Annotated in this window: 19 protein-coding genes; 8 read left to right on the top strand and 11 right to left on the bottom strand. The window is 70.2% G+C overall.

Annotated elements, in window-relative coordinates:
- From G6048_RS19005 to G6048_RS19015, 3 genes are all read right to left on the bottom strand, one after another.
- Window positions 1–407: ArsA family ATPase (locus G6048_RS19005; protein WP_165340755.1), on the bottom strand; the 407-nt coding region annotated here is incomplete at its 3' end.
- A 171-nt stretch (window positions 408–578) separates the two neighbouring features.
- Window positions 579–1022: an SRPBCC family protein gene (locus G6048_RS19010; RefSeq protein WP_165340756.1), complete on the bottom strand. Its 444-nt coding sequence runs from the start codon at window positions 1020–1022 to the stop codon at window positions 579–581.
- Window positions 1023–1169: 147 nt separating this feature from the next.
- Entirely contained in the window at window positions 1170–1961 is a 792-nt protein-coding gene (locus G6048_RS19015) for a metallophosphoesterase family protein (RefSeq protein WP_165340757.1), read from the bottom strand.
- A 318-nt stretch (window positions 1962–2279) separates the two neighbouring features.
- Here G6048_RS19015 and G6048_RS19020 point away from each other — a divergent pair, with 318 nt between their 5' ends.
- Window positions 2280–4076 (top strand): AMP-dependent synthetase/ligase, encoded by a 1797-nt coding sequence (locus G6048_RS19020; protein WP_165340758.1) that lies wholly within the window; start codon window positions 2280–2282, stop codon window positions 4074–4076.
- A gap of 22 nt (window positions 4077–4098) precedes the next feature.
- On the opposite strand, the gene G6048_RS19025 is transcribed toward G6048_RS19020, so the two are convergent.
- Window positions 4099–5736: a GMC oxidoreductase gene (locus G6048_RS19025; RefSeq protein ID WP_456243420.1), complete on the bottom strand. Its 1638-nt coding sequence runs from the start codon at window positions 5734–5736 to the stop codon at window positions 4099–4101.
- Window positions 5737–5780: 44 nt separating this feature from the next.
- The gene (locus tag G6048_RS19030; protein WP_165340759.1) at window positions 5781–6923 is read right to left on the bottom strand and encodes a glycosyltransferase family 4 protein; all 1143 of its coding nucleotides are present in this window, start codon (window positions 6921–6923) and stop codon (window positions 5781–5783) included.
- A 134-nt stretch (window positions 6924–7057) separates the two neighbouring features.
- Here G6048_RS19030 and G6048_RS19035 point away from each other — a divergent pair, with 134 nt between their 5' ends.
- Window positions 7058–8296 carry a glycosyltransferase family 87 protein gene (locus G6048_RS19035; RefSeq protein ID WP_165340760.1) on the top strand — a complete coding sequence of 413 codons (1239 nt, stop codon included), beginning with the start codon at window positions 7058–7060 and terminating at the stop codon, window positions 8294–8296.
- Here the strand turns inward: G6048_RS19035 and G6048_RS19040 are convergent.
- From G6048_RS19040 to G6048_RS19065, 6 genes are all read right to left on the bottom strand, one after another.
- Window positions 8284–9453 (bottom strand): hypothetical protein, encoded by a 1170-nt coding sequence (locus G6048_RS19040; RefSeq protein ID WP_165340791.1) that lies wholly within the window; start codon window positions 9451–9453, stop codon window positions 8284–8286. The two genes, G6048_RS19035 and G6048_RS19040, sit on opposite strands and share 13 nt — an antisense overlap.
- 63 nt (window positions 9454–9516) lie before the next feature.
- The gene (locus tag G6048_RS19045) at window positions 9517–10545 is read right to left on the bottom strand and encodes a C40 family peptidase (RefSeq protein ID WP_165340761.1); all 1029 of its coding nucleotides are present in this window, start codon (window positions 10543–10545) and stop codon (window positions 9517–9519) included.
- Between the two features lie 201 nt (window positions 10546–10746).
- Window positions 10747–11790 (bottom strand): alpha/beta hydrolase family protein, encoded by a 1044-nt coding sequence (locus G6048_RS19050; RefSeq protein ID WP_165340762.1) that lies wholly within the window; start codon window positions 11788–11790, stop codon window positions 10747–10749.
- 31 nt (window positions 11791–11821) lie between these two features.
- Window positions 11822–12853 (bottom strand): C40 family peptidase, encoded by a 1032-nt coding sequence (locus G6048_RS19055; RefSeq protein WP_165340763.1) that lies wholly within the window; start codon window positions 12851–12853, stop codon window positions 11822–11824.
- Window positions 12854–13205: 352 nt separating this feature from the next.
- Window positions 13206–14555 (bottom strand): NYN domain-containing protein, encoded by a 1350-nt coding sequence (locus G6048_RS19060; RefSeq protein WP_165340764.1) that lies wholly within the window; start codon window positions 14553–14555, stop codon window positions 13206–13208.
- Between the two features lie 34 nt (window positions 14556–14589).
- A complete protein-coding gene (locus tag G6048_RS19065) occupies window positions 14590–14829 on the bottom strand; it encodes a hypothetical protein (protein WP_165340765.1) in 240 nt (79 codons plus the stop codon).
- Window positions 14830–15001: 172 nt separating this feature from the next.
- Between G6048_RS19065 and G6048_RS19070 the strand changes: the two genes are divergently transcribed.
- The 6 genes from G6048_RS19070 (at window position 15002) to G6048_RS19095 (ending at window position 20065) form a co-directional block, all read left to right on the top strand.
- On the top strand, window positions 15002–15733 hold the full coding sequence (locus G6048_RS19070; protein WP_165340766.1) for a rhomboid family intramembrane serine protease: 732 nt from the start codon (window positions 15002–15004) through the stop codon (window positions 15731–15733).
- Entirely contained in the window at window positions 15730–16011 is a 282-nt protein-coding gene (locus G6048_RS19075; protein WP_165266566.1) for an Lrp/AsnC family transcriptional regulator, read from the top strand. Before G6048_RS19070 ends, G6048_RS19075 begins: the two co-directional genes overlap by 4 nt.
- A gap of 81 nt (window positions 16012–16092) precedes the next feature.
- A complete protein-coding gene (locus G6048_RS19080; RefSeq protein ID WP_165340767.1) occupies window positions 16093–16455 on the top strand; it encodes a small secreted hydrophilic protein in 363 nt (120 codons plus the stop codon).
- Window positions 16394–17884, top strand: a complete 1491-nt coding sequence (locus G6048_RS19085) for a sensor histidine kinase (protein ID WP_165340768.1) — start codon at window positions 16394–16396, stop codon at window positions 17882–17884. Before G6048_RS19080 ends, G6048_RS19085 begins: the two co-directional genes overlap by 62 nt.
- Window positions 17885–17897: 13 nt before the next feature.
- On the top strand, window positions 17898–18560 hold the full coding sequence (locus G6048_RS19090) for a response regulator transcription factor (protein ID WP_165340769.1): 663 nt from the start codon (window positions 17898–17900) through the stop codon (window positions 18558–18560).
- Between the two features lie 77 nt (window positions 18561–18637).
- Window positions 18638–20065 carry an SLC13 family permease gene (locus tag G6048_RS19095; RefSeq protein ID WP_165340770.1) on the top strand — a complete coding sequence of 476 codons (1428 nt, stop codon included), beginning with the start codon at window positions 18638–18640 and terminating at the stop codon, window positions 20063–20065.
- Window positions 20066–20084: the final 19 nt, after the last annotated feature.

The raw sequence follows: 20084 nt of genomic DNA on the forward strand, positions 1-20084 counted from the left end.
GGGGTGTGGGGCAGGTCGACGATCAGCAGGTCGTACGTGTCTGCCGTTGCCGCGTCGCGGAGGGCGCGGAGGAGGGCGAGTTCCTCGGCGCCGGGGAGGGGGGTGAGTTCCTCCGCGTCCAGGCGGGTGGCGCCGAGTAGGTCCAGGGCGGTGGCGGCCCTCTCCTGGAAGGCGAGGAGGTCTTCGCGGAAGTCCTCGCCGGCGTCTGGGCGCCAGGTTGTCAGGGTCGGTTCCGCCACCGCGGGGGTTGGGCCGGTGGGCCGGCCCAGGGCGGCGCCGGGGGTGTCTGTGCGGTCTGCGCTCAGGAGCAGGGTTTTTGTGCCCTGGCGGGCGGCTTGCAGTGCCGTGGCCGCGGCGATGGTGGTGCGGCCTGAGCCGCCGGGGCCGGTGATCAGGACTGTGCGCATGCGCTCCGCTCGGGGTTACTTATCGTTGAGCCTTGCTATGACTGCACCCGGTACTGGTGTGCTGTGCCCACCCTCCCCCACTCTCGGCTTCGCTCGAGCGGGGGGACCCCCATCGCCCCGCGGAACGATTGCCCACAGCGGTAGCGGCGCGGCCGCCCACAGCGGCCGTAGCTACTCGCCGCCCGTCTCGACCCTCTTCTTCAGGCCCGCCAGTGCCCTGTCGATGATGACCTTCTCTGCCTTGCGCTTGATCATGCCCAGCATGGGGATCTTGACGTCCACCGTCAGTTTGTAGGTGACCTCGGTGGAGCCCGCACCCGCCGGCTTCAGGATGTAGGAGCCGTCGAGGGAGCGGAGCATCTGGGACTTGACCAGGGTCCAGGAGACCTCGTGGTCGCCGGTCCAGGTGTAGGCCAGGACCTGGTCGTCCTTGATGGCGCCGGCGTCCATGACCAGGCGGACCTGCTCGGCGCGGCCCTGGTCGTCGCTGGCGAGGACCTCGGCCTCCTTCACTTCGCCGGTCCAGTCCGGGTAGCGCGCGAAGTCGGCGATCACTCCCATGACGTCGGCCGGTGCCGCCTCGATCGTGATACTCGAGCTGGTGTGTTCCGCCATCTCCGTGGCTCCTCCAGATGCGGTCCGGACAAAGAGGGGTGTTTCTCAACGTTCCTGAGGTTCTTACCTGCGGATGCAGCGTGAAGGCTACCGCGTGACGGCAGGCCGCCTACCGCCGGGAGCCCCAGGACGTCACCACTTCGGACATCACCACTCCAGAACCCACGGCTTTCCCGATCCCGCGAAGTGCCCGACGTTGACGCACTCGGTCGCCCCCAGCCGCATCCGCCGCACCAGCGGCTGGTGGACGTGCCCGAAGAGGGAGTACCGCGGACGGGTCTTCCGAATCGCGTCCAGCAGCGCCCGACTGCCCCGTTCGAAGCGCCGCGCCACCGTGTCGTAGACGAGTTCGGGGACCTCCGGCGGGATGTGCGTACACAGGACGTCGACCTCGCCGAGGGCCTCGATCTTGGCCGCGTACTCCTCGTCGCTGATCTCGTACGGCGTCCGCATCGGCGTGCGCAGGCCCCCGCCGACGAAGCCGAAGGTCCAGCCGCCGATCTCGACGCGCTGCCCGTCGAGCACGGTGGTGCCGGGTCCGGCGTACTCGGACCACAGGGTCGGCATGTCGACATTGCCGTACGTGGCGTATGTCGGCGTGGGGAACGCGGCGAACATCTCGGCGTACTGCTTGCGTATGGCCTTCTCGATCGCCGAGCCGCGGTCGACGCCCGCCCAGAGCCGGTTGCCGAACTCGCGCGCCTCCTCGTAGCGGCGGGCGGTGCGCAACTCGACGATGCGGTCCGCGTTCTCGGTGCCGAACAGATCGGGGAAGATGCCGCGCGAGTGGTCGGCGTAGTCGAGGAAGAGAACGAGATCGCCGAGACAGATCAGGGCGTCCGCGCCGGCGCCGGCTCTGGCCAGGTCACGGGCATTGCCATGGACATCGCTGACGACGTGGATCCGCGTCCCGGGGGTGCCGCCTTGAGTGCCTGCCATGGCGATCAAGGGTAAGGCTGTGGAGCAAAGGTGTGTAGACAAGGTGTGCAGACGTGGCCGGACCTGCGGTGACTTCGCAGGGCGTCGCAGACTGGATTACGCTCGTCGGGGAAAGGGCCGGACGCGTGACGCCGTTGTGACGCGGGGAACATCTCCCCCGGCCCCCTGTCGTAGAGGTGGTACTGACGGGTAACCTCCGGGCAGTCCCGCGTACTCAGGGTTTCAACAACTGAATCCCTGAGTGCCCGCCCGAGCCTTGGACCGCTCCGTCGCAACACACGAGGTCGTGGCGTCGGCGCCCTATGAGGAGCAGCAGTCTTGCGCGAGTTCAGCCTTCCGGCTTTGTACGAGGTCCCTGCGGACGGCAATCTGACCGACATCGTCCGCAGAAATGCCGCGCAGCATCCGGATGTCGCGGTCATCGCCCGCAAGGTGGGCGGCAGTTGGACGGATGTCACCGCCACCGTGTTCCTCGCCGAGGTGCAGGCCGCCGCCAAGGGGCTGATCGCGTCGGGTGTGCAGCCCGGCGACCGGGTCGGCCTGATGTCCCGTACGCGCTACGAGTGGACGCTGCTGGACTTCGCGATCTGGAGCGCGGGCGCGGTCACCGTGCCGGTGTACGAGACGAGTTCGCCGGAGCAGGTCCAGTGGATCCTCGGTGACTCGGGCGCGACCGCCTGCATCGTGGAGCTGGACACCCACGCCGCGTCCGTCGAATCGGTGCGCGACCGGCTGCCCGAGCTGAAGCATGTCTTTCAGATCGAGGGCGGCGGTATCGAGGAGTTGGGCCGCGCGGGCAAGGCCGTCTCCGACGAGACGGTCGAGGAGCGCAGCTCACGCGCCAAGGCGGACGACCCGGCGACCATCGTCTACACCTCCGGAACCACCGGCCGCCCCAAGGGCTGTGTCCTCACCCACCGCAGCTTCTTCGCGGAGTGCGGCAACATCGTCGAGCGGCTGCGGCCCCTGTTCCGCACGGGCGAGTGCTCGGTCCTCCTCTTCCTGCCGCTCGCCCATGTCTTCGGGCGGCTTGTGCAGGTCGCGCCGATGATGGCGCCGATCAAGCTGGGCACCGTCCCGGACATCACGAACCTCACGGATGAACTGGCCTCGTTCCGGCCGACGTTGATCCTCGGTGTGCCGCGGGTCTTCGAGAAGGTCTACAACTCGGCGCGCGCCAAGGCGCAGGCGGACGGCAAAGGCAAGATCTTCGACAAGGCGGCGGACACGGCCATCGCGTACAGCAAGGCCCTGGACACCCCGTCGGGCCCGTCGCTCGGTCTGAAGATCAAGCACAAGACGTTCGACAAGCTCGTCTACAGCAAGCTGCGGGCCGTTCTCGGTGGCAAGGGCGAGTACGCGATCTCCGGCGGCGCCCCGCTGGGTGAGCGGCTCGGGCACTTCTTCCGCGGCATCGGCTTCACGGTCCTGGAGGGCTACGGGCTGACAGAGTCCTGCGCGGCCACGGCCTTCAACCCCTGGGACCGGCAGAAGATCGGTACGGTCGGTCAGCCGCTGCCCGGCTCCGTGATCCGGATCGCGGACGACGGCGAGGTGCTGCTGCACGGCGAGCACCTGTTCAAGGGGTACTGGAACAACGAGGGCGCGACCGAGGAGGCGCTGGCCGACGGCTGGTTCCACACCGGGGACATCGGCACGCTCGACGAGGACGGGTACCTCAGGATCACCGGCCGCAAGAAGGAGATCATCGTCACCGCGGGCGGCAAGAACGTCGCTCCGGCGGTGATTGAGGACCGTATCCGCGCGCATGCGCTGGTCGCGGAGTGCATGGTCGTCGGCGACGGCCGCCCGTTCGTGGGCGCGCTGGTCACCATCGACGAGGAGTTCCTGGGGCGCTGGGCCGGCGAGCACGGCAAGCCGGAGGGTTCCACCGCGGCGTCGCTGTGCGAGGACGCGGACCTGCTGGCCGCGATCCAGTCGGCGGTCGACGACGGCAACGCCGCGGTATCGAAGGCGGAATCGGTGCGGAAGTTCCGCATTCTGTCCTCCCAGTTCACGGAGGATTCGGGCCACCTGACGCCGTCACTGAAGCTCAAGCGGAACGTGGTGGCGAAGGACTACGCGGACGAGATCGAGGCGATCTACCAGAAGTAGCCCGCCCCGGTCGTACGACGGCTCATGGCGCGGTGTCCTCGGCGAGGACCCGCGCCATCGTGCGTTCGGCGAGCGCGGTGATCGTCACGAGCGGGTTCACTCCGATCGAGCCGGGCACGAGCGAGCCGTCCGTGACGTACAGCTTCGAATACCCCTTCACCCGGCCGTAGTTGTCGGTCGCCCTGCCCAGCACGCAGCCGCCGAGCGGGTGGTACGTGAAGTCGTCGGCGAAGATCTTGCTGGGCGAGCCGAACAGGTCGTACCGGTAGATCGTCGAGTTCGCCGAGTTGATCCGGTCGAACAGCTTCTTGGCCATGGACACGGAGACCGCGCTCTGGGCGGCCGTCCAGCCGAGCCGCACCCCGCCGGTGCCGCTGTCGTACGAGAACGACGCCCGCTGCGGGTTCTTGGTGAGCGCCAGATAGAGGCTGACCCAGTGCTCGAGGCCCGTGGGCAGCGGGGCGATCTCGGCGAAGACCGGGTTGGCGGTGTTGGCCCAGTCGTCGATGGCCATGACGGGCATGGTGGACTGGTTGGCCCCGACGGTGTCCCACAGGTGGTTGGCCCGCCCGAGCATCACGTTCCCGTTGGTTCCCCAGCCGCTGCCGACGCTCGCGTCCAGGGCGGGAAGCGTCCCTGTCTCCCGCGCGCGGACGAGGAGTTCGGTGGTGCCGAGGCTGCCGCCGCCGAGGAAGAGGTAAGTGCAGCCGTACTGCTTGGTCTCGATGACCTTGCCGGTGGCGTCGATGCGGTCGGCGGTCAGGACGTACGTGCCGTCGGCGGCCCGCTCGATCCCGCGCACCTTCTCCAGCGTGTGGATGGTCACGTTCCCCGTGCCCAGCGCCGATGCCAGGTACGTCTTGTCCAGGCTGCGTTTGCCGTGGTTGTTGCCGTAGATCACCTCCTGGCCGAGCGCCGACTTCGTCGCGGTGCCGGCCGCCTCGCGCTGCATGTGGCCGAAGTCGTAGACGCTCGGCACGAACGTGGTCCGCAGGCCGGTGTTCTGCGCGTGTTTGCGGGACACTCGCGTGAACCGGTACCACTCGGTCGACTCGAACCAGGCGGGGTCGACGGAGTTGACACCGAGCACGGACCGGGCGCGCGGGAAGTACGTGCCGTACATCTCGTTCACGTCCACGGTGGGGAACTGCTCGGCGAAGTACGACCGGAGCGGGGTGACCGCCATGCCGCCGTTGACGAGGGAACCGCCCCCGACTCCCCGCCCGACGAACACGGACATGTTGGCGAAGCGCACACGGTCCAGGACGCCGGGGTACAGGCTGATGTCCCGGTTGACGACGTCCAGCCACAGGAAGGTGGCGAGCGGCGCCTCGGTGCGCGTACGGAACCACATGGACCGCTGGTCGGGGGCGGCCGTGGAGCAGAAGACCTTGCCGTCGGAGCCCGGCGTGTTCCACAGCCGGCCCATCTCGAGGACGATCGTGCGGATGCCGGCCTGACCGAGGCGGAGGGCGGCGACGGCGCCGCCGTAGCCCGAGCCGATCACGATGGCGGGAGCGTTGTCGACGGCGGCGGGTTCGGCGGCCGACGCCGACTGCAGACCGATGCGGGTGAGACCGGACGCGGCGGCGGTCTGGAGGGCGACCATGCCCAATACCTGACGTCTTGTCAGCTGATGCTGCATCAGTTTTACTGTCATGTGCGCAGCATGTGCGGATTATCCGGTTCCGCCTAGGTCTCGCGCTACAGCAGTGTCCGCAATTTCTCCGCCAGCAGATCCCAGCGCCACGTCTCCTCGACCCACTGCCGGCCCCGCTCCCCCATCCGGCGGCGGAGTTCCGCGTCGCCGAGGAGGGTGGTGATGCGGTCGGCTGCCGCCTCGGGGGAACCGCCGCGGACGACCCAGCCCGTCTCGCCGTCCAGCACCGCGTCCGGCGCACCGCCGGAGTCACCGGCGACGACCGGCAGGCCCGTCGCGGAGGCCTCCAGATAGACGATGCCCAGGCCCTCCACGTCGAGGCCGCCCCGTCGGGTCCGGCAGGGCATCGCGAAGACGTCGCCCGCGCCGAAGTGGGCGGGCAGCTCGGACCAGGGCACGGCGCCGGTGAAGTGCACGGAGTCGGCGACCCCGGTCTCGTACGCGAGCTTGCGCAGCTCCTTCTCGTACGGTCCGCCGCCGACGATGAGCAGGACGGTGTCCGGCTCTTTCGCGAGGATGCGCGGCATGGCGAGGATAAGCGTGTCCTGGCCCTTGCGCCGGACGAGCCGCGAGACGCAGACGACGACCGGGCGGTCCGCGAGGCCGAGGCGGGCCCGTACGGCGTCTCCCCCCGAACCGGGGTGAAAGGTCTTCTCGTCGACACCGGGCGGCAGTTGGACCATACGGCCCGCCGCCTCGGCCGTCAGCGCGGCGGCGATCCGTGAGCGGGTGTACTCGCCGAGGTAGGTGATCGTGTCCGTGGACTCGCCGATACGGCGCAGGAGTTGGCGTGAGGCGGGCAGCTGGGCCCAGCCTGCCTCGTGGCCGTGCGTGGTGGCGACGAGGCGCTCGGCGCCGGCTTTGCGCAGTGCGGGTACCATCAGGCCGAGCGGGGCCGCCGCGCCGAACCACACCGACGTGCAGCCGTGTCCGCGCAGCAGCCCTGCGGCCCGCCGGGTGACGGCCGGCGTCGGCAGCAGCATCGTCGTGCGGTCGCGTACGACGGTGAAGGGCTGCTCGGCGTCGAAGGCGGCGGTCGCCTCGATGCCGGCGCGTCCACGTTTCCACGTGGACGCGTAGACGACGAGCTGGTCGGGGTCCAGGCGCAGCGCCATGTTGTGGAGGAAGGCCTGGATGCCGCCGGGTCTGGGCGGGAAGTCGTTGGTGACGATGAGGGTCTTGTGCATCGGTTCCGACAGTAGCGGGTTGCCTCCGGCGGTTGGGTGGGGTGCCTACCGCGGGGCCGGGGAAAGAAACCCCGCCGCCAAAAACACGTCATCATGGCCATGGACGGGATCCGCACGAACGGAACTGGGTGGCCATGGCGCGCGCGAGGGCGACGAGTACGTACGGGCTGCTCGCGGTGTGGACCCTGACCAGAATCCTGCTGCTCGTCTTCGTCTTCAAGATGGTCGTGTTCCCGGGCCCGGACGTCACCACCGACGTCGAGGGGATCTACCAGGGCTGGTACGTCACCCTGCGCGACGGCACCTTCCCGCTGAGCGACGTGTCCTGGCAGTACCCGCCCGCCGCCGCCCTCCCGATCCTCTCCCCCGCACTGTTGCCCTCCCTCGACTACGCCTCGGCGTTCTTCGTTCTCGCCTGTCTCACCGACGGGTGCGTCCTCGCCCTCCTCTGGTACGCGGGCCGGCAGCCCGGCCAGAGCCCGCGCGGCGCCTGGGTGTGGACGCTGGGCGTCCCCCTGCTCGGCCCGACGGTGTACGCCCGCTACGACGTGATGGTGACGGCCGTCGCCGTGGCGGCGCTGCTCGCGGGCCTGCGCCGGCCACGGCTGCTGGGCGCGCTCGCGGCCTTCGGCTCGCTCCTGAAGGTATGGCCGGCGCTGCTGCTGGTGGGCACCACGAAGCGGAAGCCGTGGGCCGCCGCGGCGGTGACGGCCGTGGCGATCGCGCTGGCGTTCACCGTGACGATGCCCGGCGCGTTCGCGTTCCTGACCGCCCAGCGCGACCGGGGTACCGAGGTCGAGTCCCTCGGCGCCCTGGTCTTCCACGTCGCCCGGCACTTCGGCTGGGAGGGCGAGGTGCTGCTCAACTACGGCTCCATGGAGTTCGTCGGCCCGTACGTCGGCGTCGTGAGCACCGCCGCGCTCATGCTGACCGTCCTCGCCTTCGGCTGGCTCCTGCTGTGGCGGCTGCGCGCCAGGCGCTTCGCGCCGCACACGCTCGCGGACGCGGCGTTCGTGGCCGTGCTCCTGTTCACGGTCACCAGCCGGGTGATCAGCCCGCAGTACCTGGTGTGGCTGATCGGCCTCGCCGCCGTCTGTCTGATGTTCCGAGAGAGCCGGATGACTCTGCCGACTGTCCTGCTCCTTGCGGCGGCCTTCTTGACGGTCCTGGAGTTCCCCCTCTGGTTCGGCCATGTCGTGGCCAGCGACGCGCTGGGCGTCACCCTCCTCTTCCTTCGCAACGGCCTGCTGGTCGCGGCGACGGCCATCTCAGCGGTACGCCTGTGGCGCGACACGGTGCCGCACGAGTCCCCGGCTCCGGAGCCCGGCCAGGCTCCTCCGCCCCGGACCGAGCAGCTGACTCAGCCGAGCTGAGACCCCAGATACGCCCGCCACTGCTCGGTGAACTTCTCCGGGGTCGTCTCCAGCACGTCCCGCATCGCGTCCTCCACCGCACCCTCGCGCGAACCGTGCGCGCCCACCGCGCGGTAGAACTCGCCGAGGCGGACCTCGCCCCATCGTTCGGCGATCAGCCGGCAGGCCATCCAGCCGGCCTCGTACGCCTCCGCCAGCCCGCCCGCCTCCCCGCCGAACTCGAAATCCTTGTCGGCCGGGAGCCCGCCGGGGGCGCGCCCCTCGCGCACCGCGTCCCGCAGTTCGGGGGCGACCTGTGCCGGACCGCGGCCGGTGCCGCGGTAGCCGACCCAGTCCGCGTAGCCCTCGGAGAGCCACAGGGGGGTGGCCGCCGAGGTCTGCGCGCGGGTCGCGACATGGGTGGTCTCGTGGGTGAGGACGACCTGCCGGCCGAAGCCGCCCAGGACGGCGTACGCGTCGGGGTTGACCACGATCCGGTCCGCGGGCGCCTTCGCCGCGCCTCCCGTCTCGCCGGTGGTGACCGCCGCTATCCCCCGGTATCCGGACGCGGGCGCCCCGAGCAGCTGAGCCATCTCCTCCAGCGACTCCGGTACGAGGACGACGACCCGCCCCGACCACTCCTCGCCCCATGCCTCCCGCACCGCGGGCACCGCGCGGTCGGCCAGTTCGGCGTACCCGCGCAGGGCCTTGGTGCTCTGCCCGACCCCGAGGATGAGGCTGTGCTCCCCGCGTGCGACCTGGACGGCGCCCTGCTCCCACAGCTGTTCGCTGGCGTCCTTGGCGGGCCGGTCGGCGGCGACGTACCAGTGGCCTTCGGCGCGTCTCAGGCTCAGGGTGCGGGCGGCGACGAGGGGCGCCTTGTCGTAGCCGGCTATGCGGTAGCTGAGGTCCGCTTCGGCGGTGGCGCGGTCGCCGGAGCGGTGGAAGCCGGTCACGCGGTAGGACCAGGACTCCAGCGGCAGGGCCCGCAGCCGTTCGAACTCGGTGCGGGCGGCGGCCCGTTCACCACTGGGCGCCCACGTCGTGACGTACGCGCTGCCGTTGCCGTAGAGCACCGCCTGAGCCCGCCGGTCGAGCAGCCGCTGGACGTCCGCGGCGGCGGGGTCGGAGCCCGTCGAGCCGCAGGCGACCAGACCGGCCAGCAACAGCCCGATCATCCACCACGGCACATGCGTACGACCAGCCACAAGTCCTGATCGTACGGGCCCGCCCCTCCAGGGTCAGGGGCGCGTCACGGAGGAGATCGGCATCATGCCGACGGGGTCGTAGCGCACGGGAGCGCCGGGGTAGGGCGCGTGGATCACCTGGCCGTTGCCCATGTACATCCCGATATGGCTGGCGTCGCTTCGGTAGGTGACGAGGTCGCCGGGCCGCGCCTGCGAGAGCGGCACCCGGTGGCCGGCGTGCGCCTGGGCCTGCGAGGTGCGCGGGAGACCGACGCCGGCCTGCGCGTACGACCACTGCATGAGGCCCGAACAGTCGAAGCCGGTGGGCCCGTTGGCGCCCCAGACGTAGGGGCGGCCGACGGCCGAGCGGGCCGCGGCGACGGCGGCTGCCGCGCGCGCGGAGGGCGGGACGGCGCCGCCGAGGTCGGGGACGAGGCCGGAGCGGGAGGCCCGCTCGTGGGCGGCGCGCTCCTCGTCCGCCATCGCGTTCAGGAGCTGCCGGGCCCTGCCGAGCTTCCGCTCAACCGCCCGTTTGTGGTGGGTGACGGCCACGCGGCTCTTCTCCAGCTCGGCGAGGTCGCGGGTGGCTTCCCGGCGTTCCTGGGAGAGCCGCCTCATGGCGCCCCGGAGGTCCTTGAGTGCTCCGGCCTGGCGGGTGCCGATCCGGTCGAGTACGGCCGCCTTGTCGAGGTAGTCGTCTGGGTCCGCGGAGAGCATCAGCGCCAGGGAGGGGTCGAGGCCGCCCGAGCGGTACTCGGCACCGGCGAGCGAGCCGATCGCGTCCCGCATGGTGTTGATGCGGTCCTGCTGGCGGGCGATCCGGTCCTGGGCGGTGGTCACCTTCTCGCGCAGGGCATCCGCACGCTCAGCGGCCTTGTTGTGCGCCTCGGTGGCCCGCTCGGCCTCCGCGTACAGCCGGTCCACCTCGGCGCGTGCGTCGTCCTGGGGTGCGGCCGGCGCGGATGGTGTGGCGCCGGCCGGTACGAGACCGAGGGCCGTTGCCGCGGCGGACAGTACGCAAAGGGTGGCGCTGCGGGCGCCCCGGTCGAGACCGGATGATGCGGGACGGCGATGTGAACCCACGGAAAACCGCTCTCCCTTCCGCTGACGGACCCCTGAGTCGGGGGAAACGCGCCAGACAGTAGCCGCGCGACTACACAACGAACAAAGCCCTCGGCATGCACACACCGTGACGACCCGCCTCAGACGCAGGTCATCGGCGGGGCAGAGGGCCGGTGGGGAGCGGCGGAATTCCCCCGTTCGGCCGGGCGCGATCCAGAGCGCTCAGCCAAGGTGGCGCTCGAAGAACGCCATCGTCCGGTCCATCGAGTCCGGCCAGCGCGGCGCGAAGGTGTGTCCTTCACCGGCGTACTTCACGAACTCGACGCTCTTGCCCGCCGCTTCGAAGTCGGCGACCACCCGTTCCGACCAGGCGATCGGGCAGGTGTCGTCGGCGGTGCCGTGATGGAGCAGCAGCGGCTCGGTCACCCGGTCTGCGTAGGTGAGCGGCGAGACCTGCTCCCAGAACTCCGGGTTCTCCTTGGGGGTGCCGTGTTTCTCCTCGATCTCGGCGACGATCGGATCGCCGTTACGGCGCTGGAAGTGGTCGATGTTCTCGGCCGGACGCGAGCTCACGGGCGCGTAGACCACCGCGGCGTCGAAGAGGCCGGGCGCCACCACCAGCGTGTTGTAGACGACGCCGCCGCCCATCGAGCGTCCGAGCAGGCCGATCCGCTCTCCGTCGATCTCCGGCCGGCCGGACGAGCGCAGCGCCATGGCGGCGCCGATGACGTCCTCGGTGTAACCGAGGCGGAGGTTCACGTCGTTGTCGGCGTCGTTGTCGGAGTCCGCGTGGTTGCGGTAGTCGGTGTGCAGCACCACGTAGCCGTTACGGGCCAGCAGGTCCTGTTCGCGGGCGAGGCCGCGCCCGGTGGTGTAGACGGCCGGGTCGATGTAGCCGTGGGCCAGCACCAGCGCCGGGAACGGGCCCTTGCCGCGGGGGATGTTCATGAGGCCCGAGATGGTGAGCCCGTTCGCCTCGTACGTGACCGTGTAGCTGGTGTAGGCGTCGGTCCGGGCACGTACGGCGCCGAGCCGCAGGTCCGAGCCCGTGTGCTTGCGCGCGATCAGGCCCGGGATCGACACCGGGTTGGCCGGCGAAGAGCTCGGACTGGGCGTCGCACTGGGGGACTTGCTCGCCGCGTGGGACGACGCCGGTGGATTCGTACGCCCGGCATCTTCGCCGCCATCGCTTCCGGTGCAGCCGACCGCCGCCACCAGGGCCAGTACCAGCCCGGCGGCGATACGGGCCGTGCCCGGTATCCACATGCGGCCCAGTATCGCCCGAGCCGCGTGGGGATCAGATGCGTACGCCGAACTGGAAGGTGCCGATGGTGCTCATCGACTCGAAGCGGACCACGGTGCCCGGCTTCGGGGCGTGAATGATCGTGTCGTTGCCCGCGTACAGGCCGACGTGCCCGAGGTTGTTGAAGAACACCAGGTCGCCGGGCGCGAGCTCGCCGCGGCCGATCTTCGTGCCGTCGTTGTGCTGCGTGTACGTGGTCCGGGTGATCCCCACCCCGGCCTGGGCGTAGGCCCACTGGGTCAGCCCGGAGCAGTCGTAGGAGTTGGGGCCGCTGCCACCGGAGACGTACGGCTTGCCGAGCTGGGTCTCGGCGGCGGCGAGGGCGGCGGCACCGCGGCCGGAGGCCGGCTTCTCGTTGCCGAGGTCGACGCGGTCCCCGGCGGAGCGGCTGGCGCGCTGCTCCTCGGCGGCGAGCGCCGCCTTCTCCTTGGCGGTCAGGGTGTTGAGAAGCTTCTGCGCGTCGGAGAGCTTGCCCTGGATTTCCTTCTTCTTCTCGCCGAGGGTCTTGCGGGTGTCGGCGAGGTCCTTGAGCTTCTCGGCGGCTTCCTGGCGCTGCTGGGCGAGCGTGCGCTGCTTCTCCTGGACCTTCTTCAGCGTCTCGACCTGCTGAGAGCTCATCTGGTCCATCGCGGACGCTTTGTCGAGGTAGGTGTCCGGGTCGGAGGAGAGGAACAGCTGCACGGAGGGGTCGATGCCGCCCGTGCGGTACTGGGAGCTGGCCATCAGGCCGAGGCCGTCCCGGAGTTCGTTGAGATCGCCCTGGCCGCGTGCGACCTGGTCCTGGAGAGTGTCGATCTCTTTCTCGAGCTTGTCCTGCTTCTCCTTGGCCCCGTTGTACTTGTCGGTGGCCAGCTCCGACTCGTGGTAGAGCTTGTCGACCTTGGCCTTGACCTCGTCCTTGCTCGGCTTCTCGCTCGGTGCGGCGTTGGCCGCCTGCGAGGTGAGGGCCACGGCGGCAGCGGCGGCAGTGGTGAGCACGGTCACGCGGGTGCGGCTCGGCTGCTTAGGTCGACGGTGGGACGCCACGTGGGCGAGCTCCTTCATTACCTCAGCCGCCACCGAGAACACCGGTTGGCGGGGCCCCTCCACCGTCGCTCCCGATGAGCGATCACCCGAGTGGAGGTTCGAGGCCAGACCTTAGTGATCCTCCTGTGATCAGATCAAATCCTTGCAGGAAAAATCTCGGCTACCGAGCGTTTTCTTTACACCGAACTCACATGCGGTAATGCACGCTTGACACTACGTTGCGTGAAGACCGTGCCAATTCGGGCATGCGGCACAGAAGTTGCAGTTGGGATCTACGGTCCTCATGGGGCGTACGCCGCAGAAGCTCCGCCCTGCTGGAGAGGGCCGGGACGCCTTCCCGCACGGACCGCGCTCAACCCCGCGAAAATCGCTTGAGCAGCACCGCGGAAGCCACCGGCCGCGCGCCCGCCTTGGCCACTCCGTCGGCCACCTCGCGGTCGGTCGAAGCGACGATGACGGGCCGCCCGGGCGGCTCGGCGCGCACCAGCTGGCGGATCAACTCATCGGCGGTGACGCCCGCTTTGGAGAACAGCACCCGTACCCCGCGCGGCGGCGCGAGCAGCACCGGGGCAGCCAGTTCGGCCCCGTCGAAGACGCAGGTGACCTCGGCGCCGGTCTGCGCGGCGAGCTGCGAGAGCTGGCCGAGGAGGCGCAACCGCTGCTTTTCCAGGGGCATTTGGGGATAGCCGGTCTTGGTGACGTTGTAGCCGTCGACGACCAGATGCGCCTGGGGCAGCGCGAGCAGCTGGTCGAGGATCGCGGGATCGTTGTCGGACAGCGCGCGGGCGGCGATGTCCTTCGGGGTCATCCGTCCCGGTTCGACCGCGTCCACGGTCTCGGCGGGCCGTACCGACACGGGCGGCAGGGCCAGCTCGCGCCGCAGCCCCTGTGCCGCGTCCAGCACGGTGTCGAGCAGCAGCCGTACGCGCATGTCCTCGACGCTGCGGCCCTCCCGCGCCGCTCTGCGAGCGGCCTCCAGGGCGGCCTCGGTCTCCCCGAGCCGTGCCTTCAGCCGCCGGCTCTCGCTCTCGGCGGCCGACACCTGGGCCTGTCCCTCGGCGCGTACGGACTCGATCTCGCCCCGTACCTTCCGCAGGGCGGCCTCGCCGCGCTTGACGTCGCTGAGGGCCGAGCGCAGCTTGCGATGCAGCGACTCGGCCTCCTTCTTGGCCGACTCCAGCTCCGTACGCAGCCGTTCGGTCTCGGCCCTGGTCTGGCCGCGGGCCTCGGCAAGTTCCTGGCGCAGCCGCTCCAGCTCGGCGCGGTTCTCCTCGTCGGCGCGCTCGGCGTCCGCCCGCTGGGCCTCCTCGCCTGCGGCGGTCACCAGCTTCACCCAGCCCGTGGGCCGCAGCACATAGGCGGCGGCCGCCACGTCGAGCGGGTCCGCGGCCGGGGGCGGCGAGCCCGAGTCGAGGGCGCCGCAGAGCTCAGGCTGGGTCTCTCTGAACCGCTCGCCGATCCGCTGCCGGAAGAGCGGATCGGTCTCCAGGGCCGCGGCCATGGCGTTCCCCGCGAACTTGGCGCGGCGGGTCGGGGTGAAGCGGGCGTACTGCCGCAGCTGGGTGGGCAACTCGGTGACCGTCAGCCCGCCGAAGCCGTCCGAGACGATCTGTACGACTCTGCGGCGCACTCCGTCGGGCATCGGGCGGTCGAGCACCTCAGCGGCGCCGTCGGCCGGCTCCCCGCCTGTGGTCTCCACCATCGGTCACCCCAATACCTCGACGGGGCCCGCTCCCTCAGGAGCCGGCGCCCGGCCTGTCCACCAGTTCCACCTGATCCACCGCGTTGCACCAGCGGCAGCGCACCGACTCGATGGTCTCACTGACCACCTCCTGCTCCTCGACCTTCGGCTCACCGGCCAGATCGAGGTGCACGTACTCCACGACCTTCGACGAACGGGTCACGTCGAAACGCGTGAGATTGCCGCAGAGCGTGCAGCGCCACCGGGTCTCGGCGGTCGGCAGGGGAACCGTCATCGTCGCAGTCGCTCTCTTTCGTCGGTGTTCGTGCCGCTGTTCTTCATGCGCGCCGGGCAGCCCCGGAGCACGTTGGCTCGTAACCCTACGGCCTGGCGTGTAGTCGACGCCCGTCACCGGGGAACGGCGAGGCACTCTGTGCTGTCTGGTCCGGTTACGTCATGATCTGGCCATGATCGGCAACTGGGGTGCGACCCTCGTCCGAGCGGTCCGGAGTCAGTCCGCCCCGGTGACCCACTCACTGATCACCCTCTGCTGTCTGATCTTCCTGCTCGGCCCGGTCTCGGGGCTCAACCCCGTGTACGGCACCGGTGACGAGCTCCTCTCCGCACAGCGGGCCTATTTCGAGCGCTGGGGTGTCGTGCCCGTCGAACTGTTCAGCGGGGAAGCGCGCGCGGTCGTCACCCCGGCCACGGCGCTCTTCGTGCACGGCAGCTGGCTGCATCTCCTCGGCAACATGCTCTTCCTCTTCGTCTTCGGTGCGATGGCCGAGGAACGGATGGGCCACATCGGCTACGCCCTCTTCTACCTGGGCTGCGGCTGCCTCGCCCTGCTCGGCTACGCGGCCGCCCACGCCGACTCCGGGCACACCCTGGTCGGCGCCTCAGGGGCGATCTCCGCGGTCCTCGGCGCGTTCCTTTACCTGTTCCCCAAAGCCCGGGTGACCAGTCTCTTCCCGTTCTTGTTCTTCCTGCCGCTGCGTTTCCCGGCCTGGGTGGTCCTGCCGTTCTGGGTGGCCCTGCAGGGGCTGGCGGCGACCCGTGAGACCCAGGGCCCGGGGGTTGCCTATCTGGCCCACCTTCTGGGCTTTTCCTTCGGCTTCGGCTACGCGTGGGTGCGCTACCGCTGGACGGCTACAGTGAAATCCCCAGCGACGGCCACCGAGGGAGAAAACCAGCCGTGATCACCGCGATCGTGCTCATCAAGACCAGCGTGGACCGCATTCCCGAGATCGCCGAGTCGATCGCCGCGCTGGACTCCGTCAGCGAGGTCTTCTCCGTGACCGGTACGTACGATCTGATCGCCATGGTCCGGGTGAAGGCCCATGACGATCTGGCGGACATCATCCCCGGGCAGATCAGCAAGATTCCGGGCGTGGAGGGCACGGACACGCATGTGGCGTTCCGTACGTACTCGCAGCACGACCTGGAGGCGGCGTTCGCCATCGGCCTGGACAGCTGAGGCTCGTACCGGCCGCTGGATGAAGAGTTCCTCATCTTGGGCTCATCCTCCGTGCCGGGTTCCGCCCGCAGGATCTGAGCCATGAGCTTCTCTCATCGCATCGCAGCCCTCGCAGCAGTCGTGGCCATTCCGCTGGGGATCGCCGCGACCAGTTACGCCCTGACCGACAGCCCGGAGTCTCCCAAGGTCCCTGCCAAGGTCGAGCTCGACAAGGGTGGGACACCCTCGGAGACCCCCTCGAAGAAACCCACCCCCAGTGACGAGGTCGTCTCCCGGCCTCCGGTGACCGACGACGGCAACAACGACGGCGGCGGAGCGGGAGCCGGGACGGACGACGGAACAGGTGGCAAGACGAACGGCGGCGGAACAGGTGGCGGGTCAGATGACGACGGGCCCGGCGACGACGGGCCTGGCGACGACGACGGTCCCGGCGACGACGGCTGAGCCCGTTCCCGCACGCCGGTGGATCACGGCCCGGGTCCGCATCCTGCTCTGGCTGCTGCTCGTGACGGCGGTCGCCTTCGCGGCGGCGGCCATGACCACCCGCTCGATCCTGCTGCGCGACGTCGACAACCGGGTCAGCCGGCTGCTCGCGCAGGAGACCGGTGAGTTCGCCAACCTCGAGACCCGAGGCAAGGACCCGGAGACCGGCCTTCCCTTCACCGATCCCGAGCGGCTGTTGGTGGTCTTCCTGGAACGGCAGTACGCCGATCCCGACGAGGAGCTGATCGGCCTGATCGGACGGCCGGACGGGGACCCCGTACGGCGCGTCCAGCCACGCGAGATCGACGTCCCCCGGCCGCTGCACGCCGACCGGGAAGCCCGCCGCCGCATCTTCGACTCCCCGGACTCCACCGGTACGCTGCACCGCGCCTCCGGTGAGATCCGCTGGGCCAAGGTCGCCATCGCCCGTTCCGGAGGCGAGCCCGAGGCCGCCTTCGTCGTGGCCTTCCACCCCGGGCGCGAGCAGGCCCGCGCGAACGAGGTGTTCCGGATCCTGCTGGCCATCTCCGGGGTCGCGCTGGTGATGACGACGGGCATCGGCTGGGTGGTGGCCGGGCGGATCCTCAATCCCGTACGCCTGGTCCGTACCGCCGCCGCACAGCTCACCGAGCAGGACCTCACCCAACGCATCCCGGTCCGGGGCCGGGACGACGTGGCCGCGCTCGCCGAGACGTTCAACGCGATGCTGGACCGCCTTGAGCGGGCCTTCGCCGCCCAGCGGGAGTTCGTCGACGACGCGGGCCACGAGCTGCGTACCCCGATCACGATCGTGCGCGGTCACCTGGAGCTGATGGGCGACGATCCGGCCGAGCGGGAGGAGACCGTACGCCTGGTCACCGACGAGCTGGACCGGATGAGCCGCATCGTCGAGGACCTGCTGCTGCTCGCCAAGGCCGAGCGCCCCGACTTCGTGACCCCCGAACCAGTACAGCTCGGCGAGCTCACCGCCGACGTCTTCGTCAAGGCCCGCACACTCGGTGAGCGCCGCTGGGAACTGGCCGAAGTCGCCGACGGGGAGGTACACCTCGATCCACAGCGCATCACCCAGGCGATGGTGCAGCTCGCGCAGAACGCCGTACAGCACACGGCTCCCGGCCAGTCCGTCCGCATCGGCTCGCGCCTCGACGGCTCCCGTATCGAGCTGTACGTCGCCGACTCGGGGCCCGGCGTTCAGCCGCAGGACGCCGAGCTGATCTTCGAACGGTTCCGCCGCGGCACCGCCCGGCGCGGCGCCCGCGGCTCCGGAGCCGGCCTCGGCCTGTCGATCGTCCGGGCCATCGCGGAGGGGCATCGCGGGCAGGTGGAGCTCCGGGACACCGAGGGCGGCGGGGCCACCTTCGTACTCGTACTGGAAGAGGAACGCATATGACGGGTTGTCTCGGATGAACCGGATCCTGATCGTCGAGGACGAGGAGCGCATCGCCTCCTTCGTCGAGAAAGGCCTGCGCGCGGGCGGCTTCACCACGACCGTCGTGGGGGATGGCGACGCGGCCTACGAGTACGCGCTGACCGGCGGCTTCGACCTGGTGATCCTCGATATCGGGCTGCCGGGCCGGGACGGCTTCACGGTGCTGCGGGAACTGCGTGAGGCCAGGGTGACGGTCCCGGTGATCGTGCTGACCGCACGGGATTCCGTGCGCGACACGGTGGCCGGCCTGGAGGGCGGCGCCGACGACTGGATGACCAAGCCGTTCCGCTTCGAGGAACTCCTCGCCCGGGTACGGCTGCGGCTGCGTACGGCGGTCCGGGCGCCCGAGGTGACCATGCTGCGCGGCGGGGACCTCACGCTGGACCTGCGCACCCGGCGGGCACGGGCGGGAGAACGGACGGTCGATCTGACGGCACGGGAGTTCGTGCTGCTCGAGCTGTTCCTGCGGCACCCCGGGCAGGTGCTGTCGCGCGAGCAGATCCTGTCCCATGTGTGGGGCTACGACTTCGATCCCGGGTCCAACATCGTGGACGTCTACGTCCGTGCGCTGCGCAAGAAGCTGGGGGCGCAGAGCGTGGAGACGGTGCGCGGGATGGGGTACCGGCTGCCCGGATGACGCCGGTCCTGGCCGCATGAAGTTCCCTTCATCCAAGGCTCATTGAGGGCTCACCACGCACATGAACCCTGGATGTCGTGAGCCTGACTCCCCCACAAATACGCCAAGCCGCCGCCCTCTGCGTGGCCCTCAGCATCTGCGCCCTGCTGGTCGTGCCCGGTAACTTCCCCGGGCTCAGCGGTGACGCCAGACTGACGCTCGCCGTCTTCGCGCTGGCGACCTGCGCCTGGGTCGGTACGCCCATCGACGACACGTACATCGCCCTGGGTGCCGGACTCGCCCTCACTGTGACCGGCGTGATCAGCAGCAACACGCTCTTCGGCACCCTCGGCGACTCCACCGTGTGGCTGCTGATCTGCGCCTTCGTGCTCGCGGCGGCGGTGGCCCGGACCGGGCTCGCCGGGCGGGCAGCCGCGTTCCTGGTCAGCGGCGCGCGCAGCGTCCGGCAGCTGGCCCATCTGACCACGGCGGCGCTGGTCGTGACGGCCTTCGCGGTGCCCGCGACCTCCGGCCGGGCGGCGCTCGCGCTGCCGGTGTTCCTGGCGCTCGCCAAGGTACTGGCCGACCGGAAGCGACTGGTCGTGATGCTGGCGCTGCTCTTTCCGACCGTGATCCTCCTGTCGGCGGTGGCGACCCTGATCGGTGCGGGAGCGCATCTGATCACGGTGTCGGTGCTGTGGGAGGCGACCGGCAACCGCGTCGGCTTCACACAATGGCTGCTGATCGGCCTGCCGTTGGCGGTGGCCTCCTCCCATCTGGCCGCCGAGGTCGTGCTGTTGACGACCACGAAACGCGCGGACCGCCGAGGTCCCGTACGGATCACGGCCGATGACATCCAGCGGCACAGCGAGAACCCGGTCACCGGCCCGTGGTCGTCCGCCGAGTCCCGCTGTCTGATGCTGCTCGCCACCGTGGTGGCCCTGTGGTGCAGCGGACCGCTCCACCAAGTGCCCCCCGCGATCGTCGCCCTGATCGGCGCGATCGTCGCCTCCTCCCCCGCGCTCGGCACCGTCCACCTCAAGGACGCCCTCAAGACCGTCCCCTGGTCGCTGCTCCTCTTCATGGCCGCGACGATGGCGATGGGCGTCGCGCTCGCGAATTCGGGGGCGGCGAAGTGGCTGGTCGCCGGCCTGCCGGTCGACGTGGAGCCGTGGCTCTTCCTCGCGCTCGTCATCGCGGTCAGCACGGCGGCCCACCTCGTGCTCCAGTCCCGCTCGGCCCGCTCGTCCGTCCTCGTCCCGCTGGTCATCGCGGCGGCCGTGGGCGCCGGGGTCAACCCGGTGGCCGCCGCGCTGGCGTCCACCGCGGCGGCCGGCTTCTGCCACACGCTCCCGGCCTCCGCGAAACCGGTCACGCTCTTCGCCGAGATCCCCGGCACGCCGACCTACACCTCGCACGACCTGCTGCGCCTGTCCGCCGTACTGGCCCCGCTGACCGCCGCACTCGTCCTGCTCTTCGCGCTCGCGGTGTGGCCGCTGCTGGGCGTGCCGGTCCTCAAGCCCTGACGCCCGAAGCCCCGACGTC

This window comes from Streptomyces ureilyticus (assembly GCF_011045025.1).
Taxonomy (GTDB): Bacteria; Actinomycetota; Actinomycetes; order Streptomycetales; family Streptomycetaceae; genus Streptomyces; species Streptomyces ureilyticus.

Coding starts and splice junctions, on each gene's coding strand:
- G6048_RS19080 (WP_165340767.1), top strand. CDS start 16,093: ATGAGCTTCTCTCATCGCATCGCAGCCCTCGCAGCAGTCGTGGCCATT.
- G6048_RS19040 (WP_165340791.1), bottom strand. CDS start 9,453: ATGATCGGGCTGTTGCTGGCCGGTCTGGTCGCCTGCGGCTCGACGGGC.
- G6048_RS19050 (WP_165340762.1), bottom strand. CDS start 11,790: ATGTGGATACCGGGCACGGCCCGTATCGCCGCCGGGCTGGTACTGGCC.
- G6048_RS19060 (WP_165340764.1), bottom strand. CDS start 14,555: ATGGTGGAGACCACAGGCGGGGAGCCGGCCGACGGCGCCGCTGAGGTG.
- G6048_RS19065 (WP_165340765.1), bottom strand. CDS start 14,829: ATGACGGTTCCCCTGCCGACCGCCGAGACCCGGTGGCGCTGCACGCTC.
- G6048_RS19010 (WP_165340756.1), bottom strand. CDS start 1,022: ATGGCGGAACACACCAGCTCGAGTATCACGATCGAGGCGGCACCGGCC.
- G6048_RS19035 (WP_165340760.1), top strand. CDS start 7,058: ATGGCGCGCGCGAGGGCGACGAGTACGTACGGGCTGCTCGCGGTGTGG.
- G6048_RS19085 (WP_165340768.1), top strand. CDS start 16,394: ATGACGACGGGCCCGGCGACGACGGGCCTGGCGACGACGACGGTCCCG.
- G6048_RS19015 (WP_165340757.1), bottom strand. CDS start 1,961: ATGGCAGGCACTCAAGGCGGCACCCCCGGGACGCGGATCCACGTCGTC.
- G6048_RS19090 (WP_165340769.1), top strand. CDS start 17,898: ATGAACCGGATCCTGATCGTCGAGGACGAGGAGCGCATCGCCTCCTTC.
- G6048_RS19070 (WP_165340766.1), top strand. CDS start 15,002: ATGATCGGCAACTGGGGTGCGACCCTCGTCCGAGCGGTCCGGAGTCAG.
- G6048_RS19030 (WP_165340759.1), bottom strand. CDS start 6,923: ATGCACAAGACCCTCATCGTCACCAACGACTTCCCGCCCAGACCCGGC.
- G6048_RS19025 (WP_456243420.1), bottom strand. CDS start 5,736: ATGACAGTAAAACTGATGCAGCATCAGCTGACAAGACGTCAGGTATTG.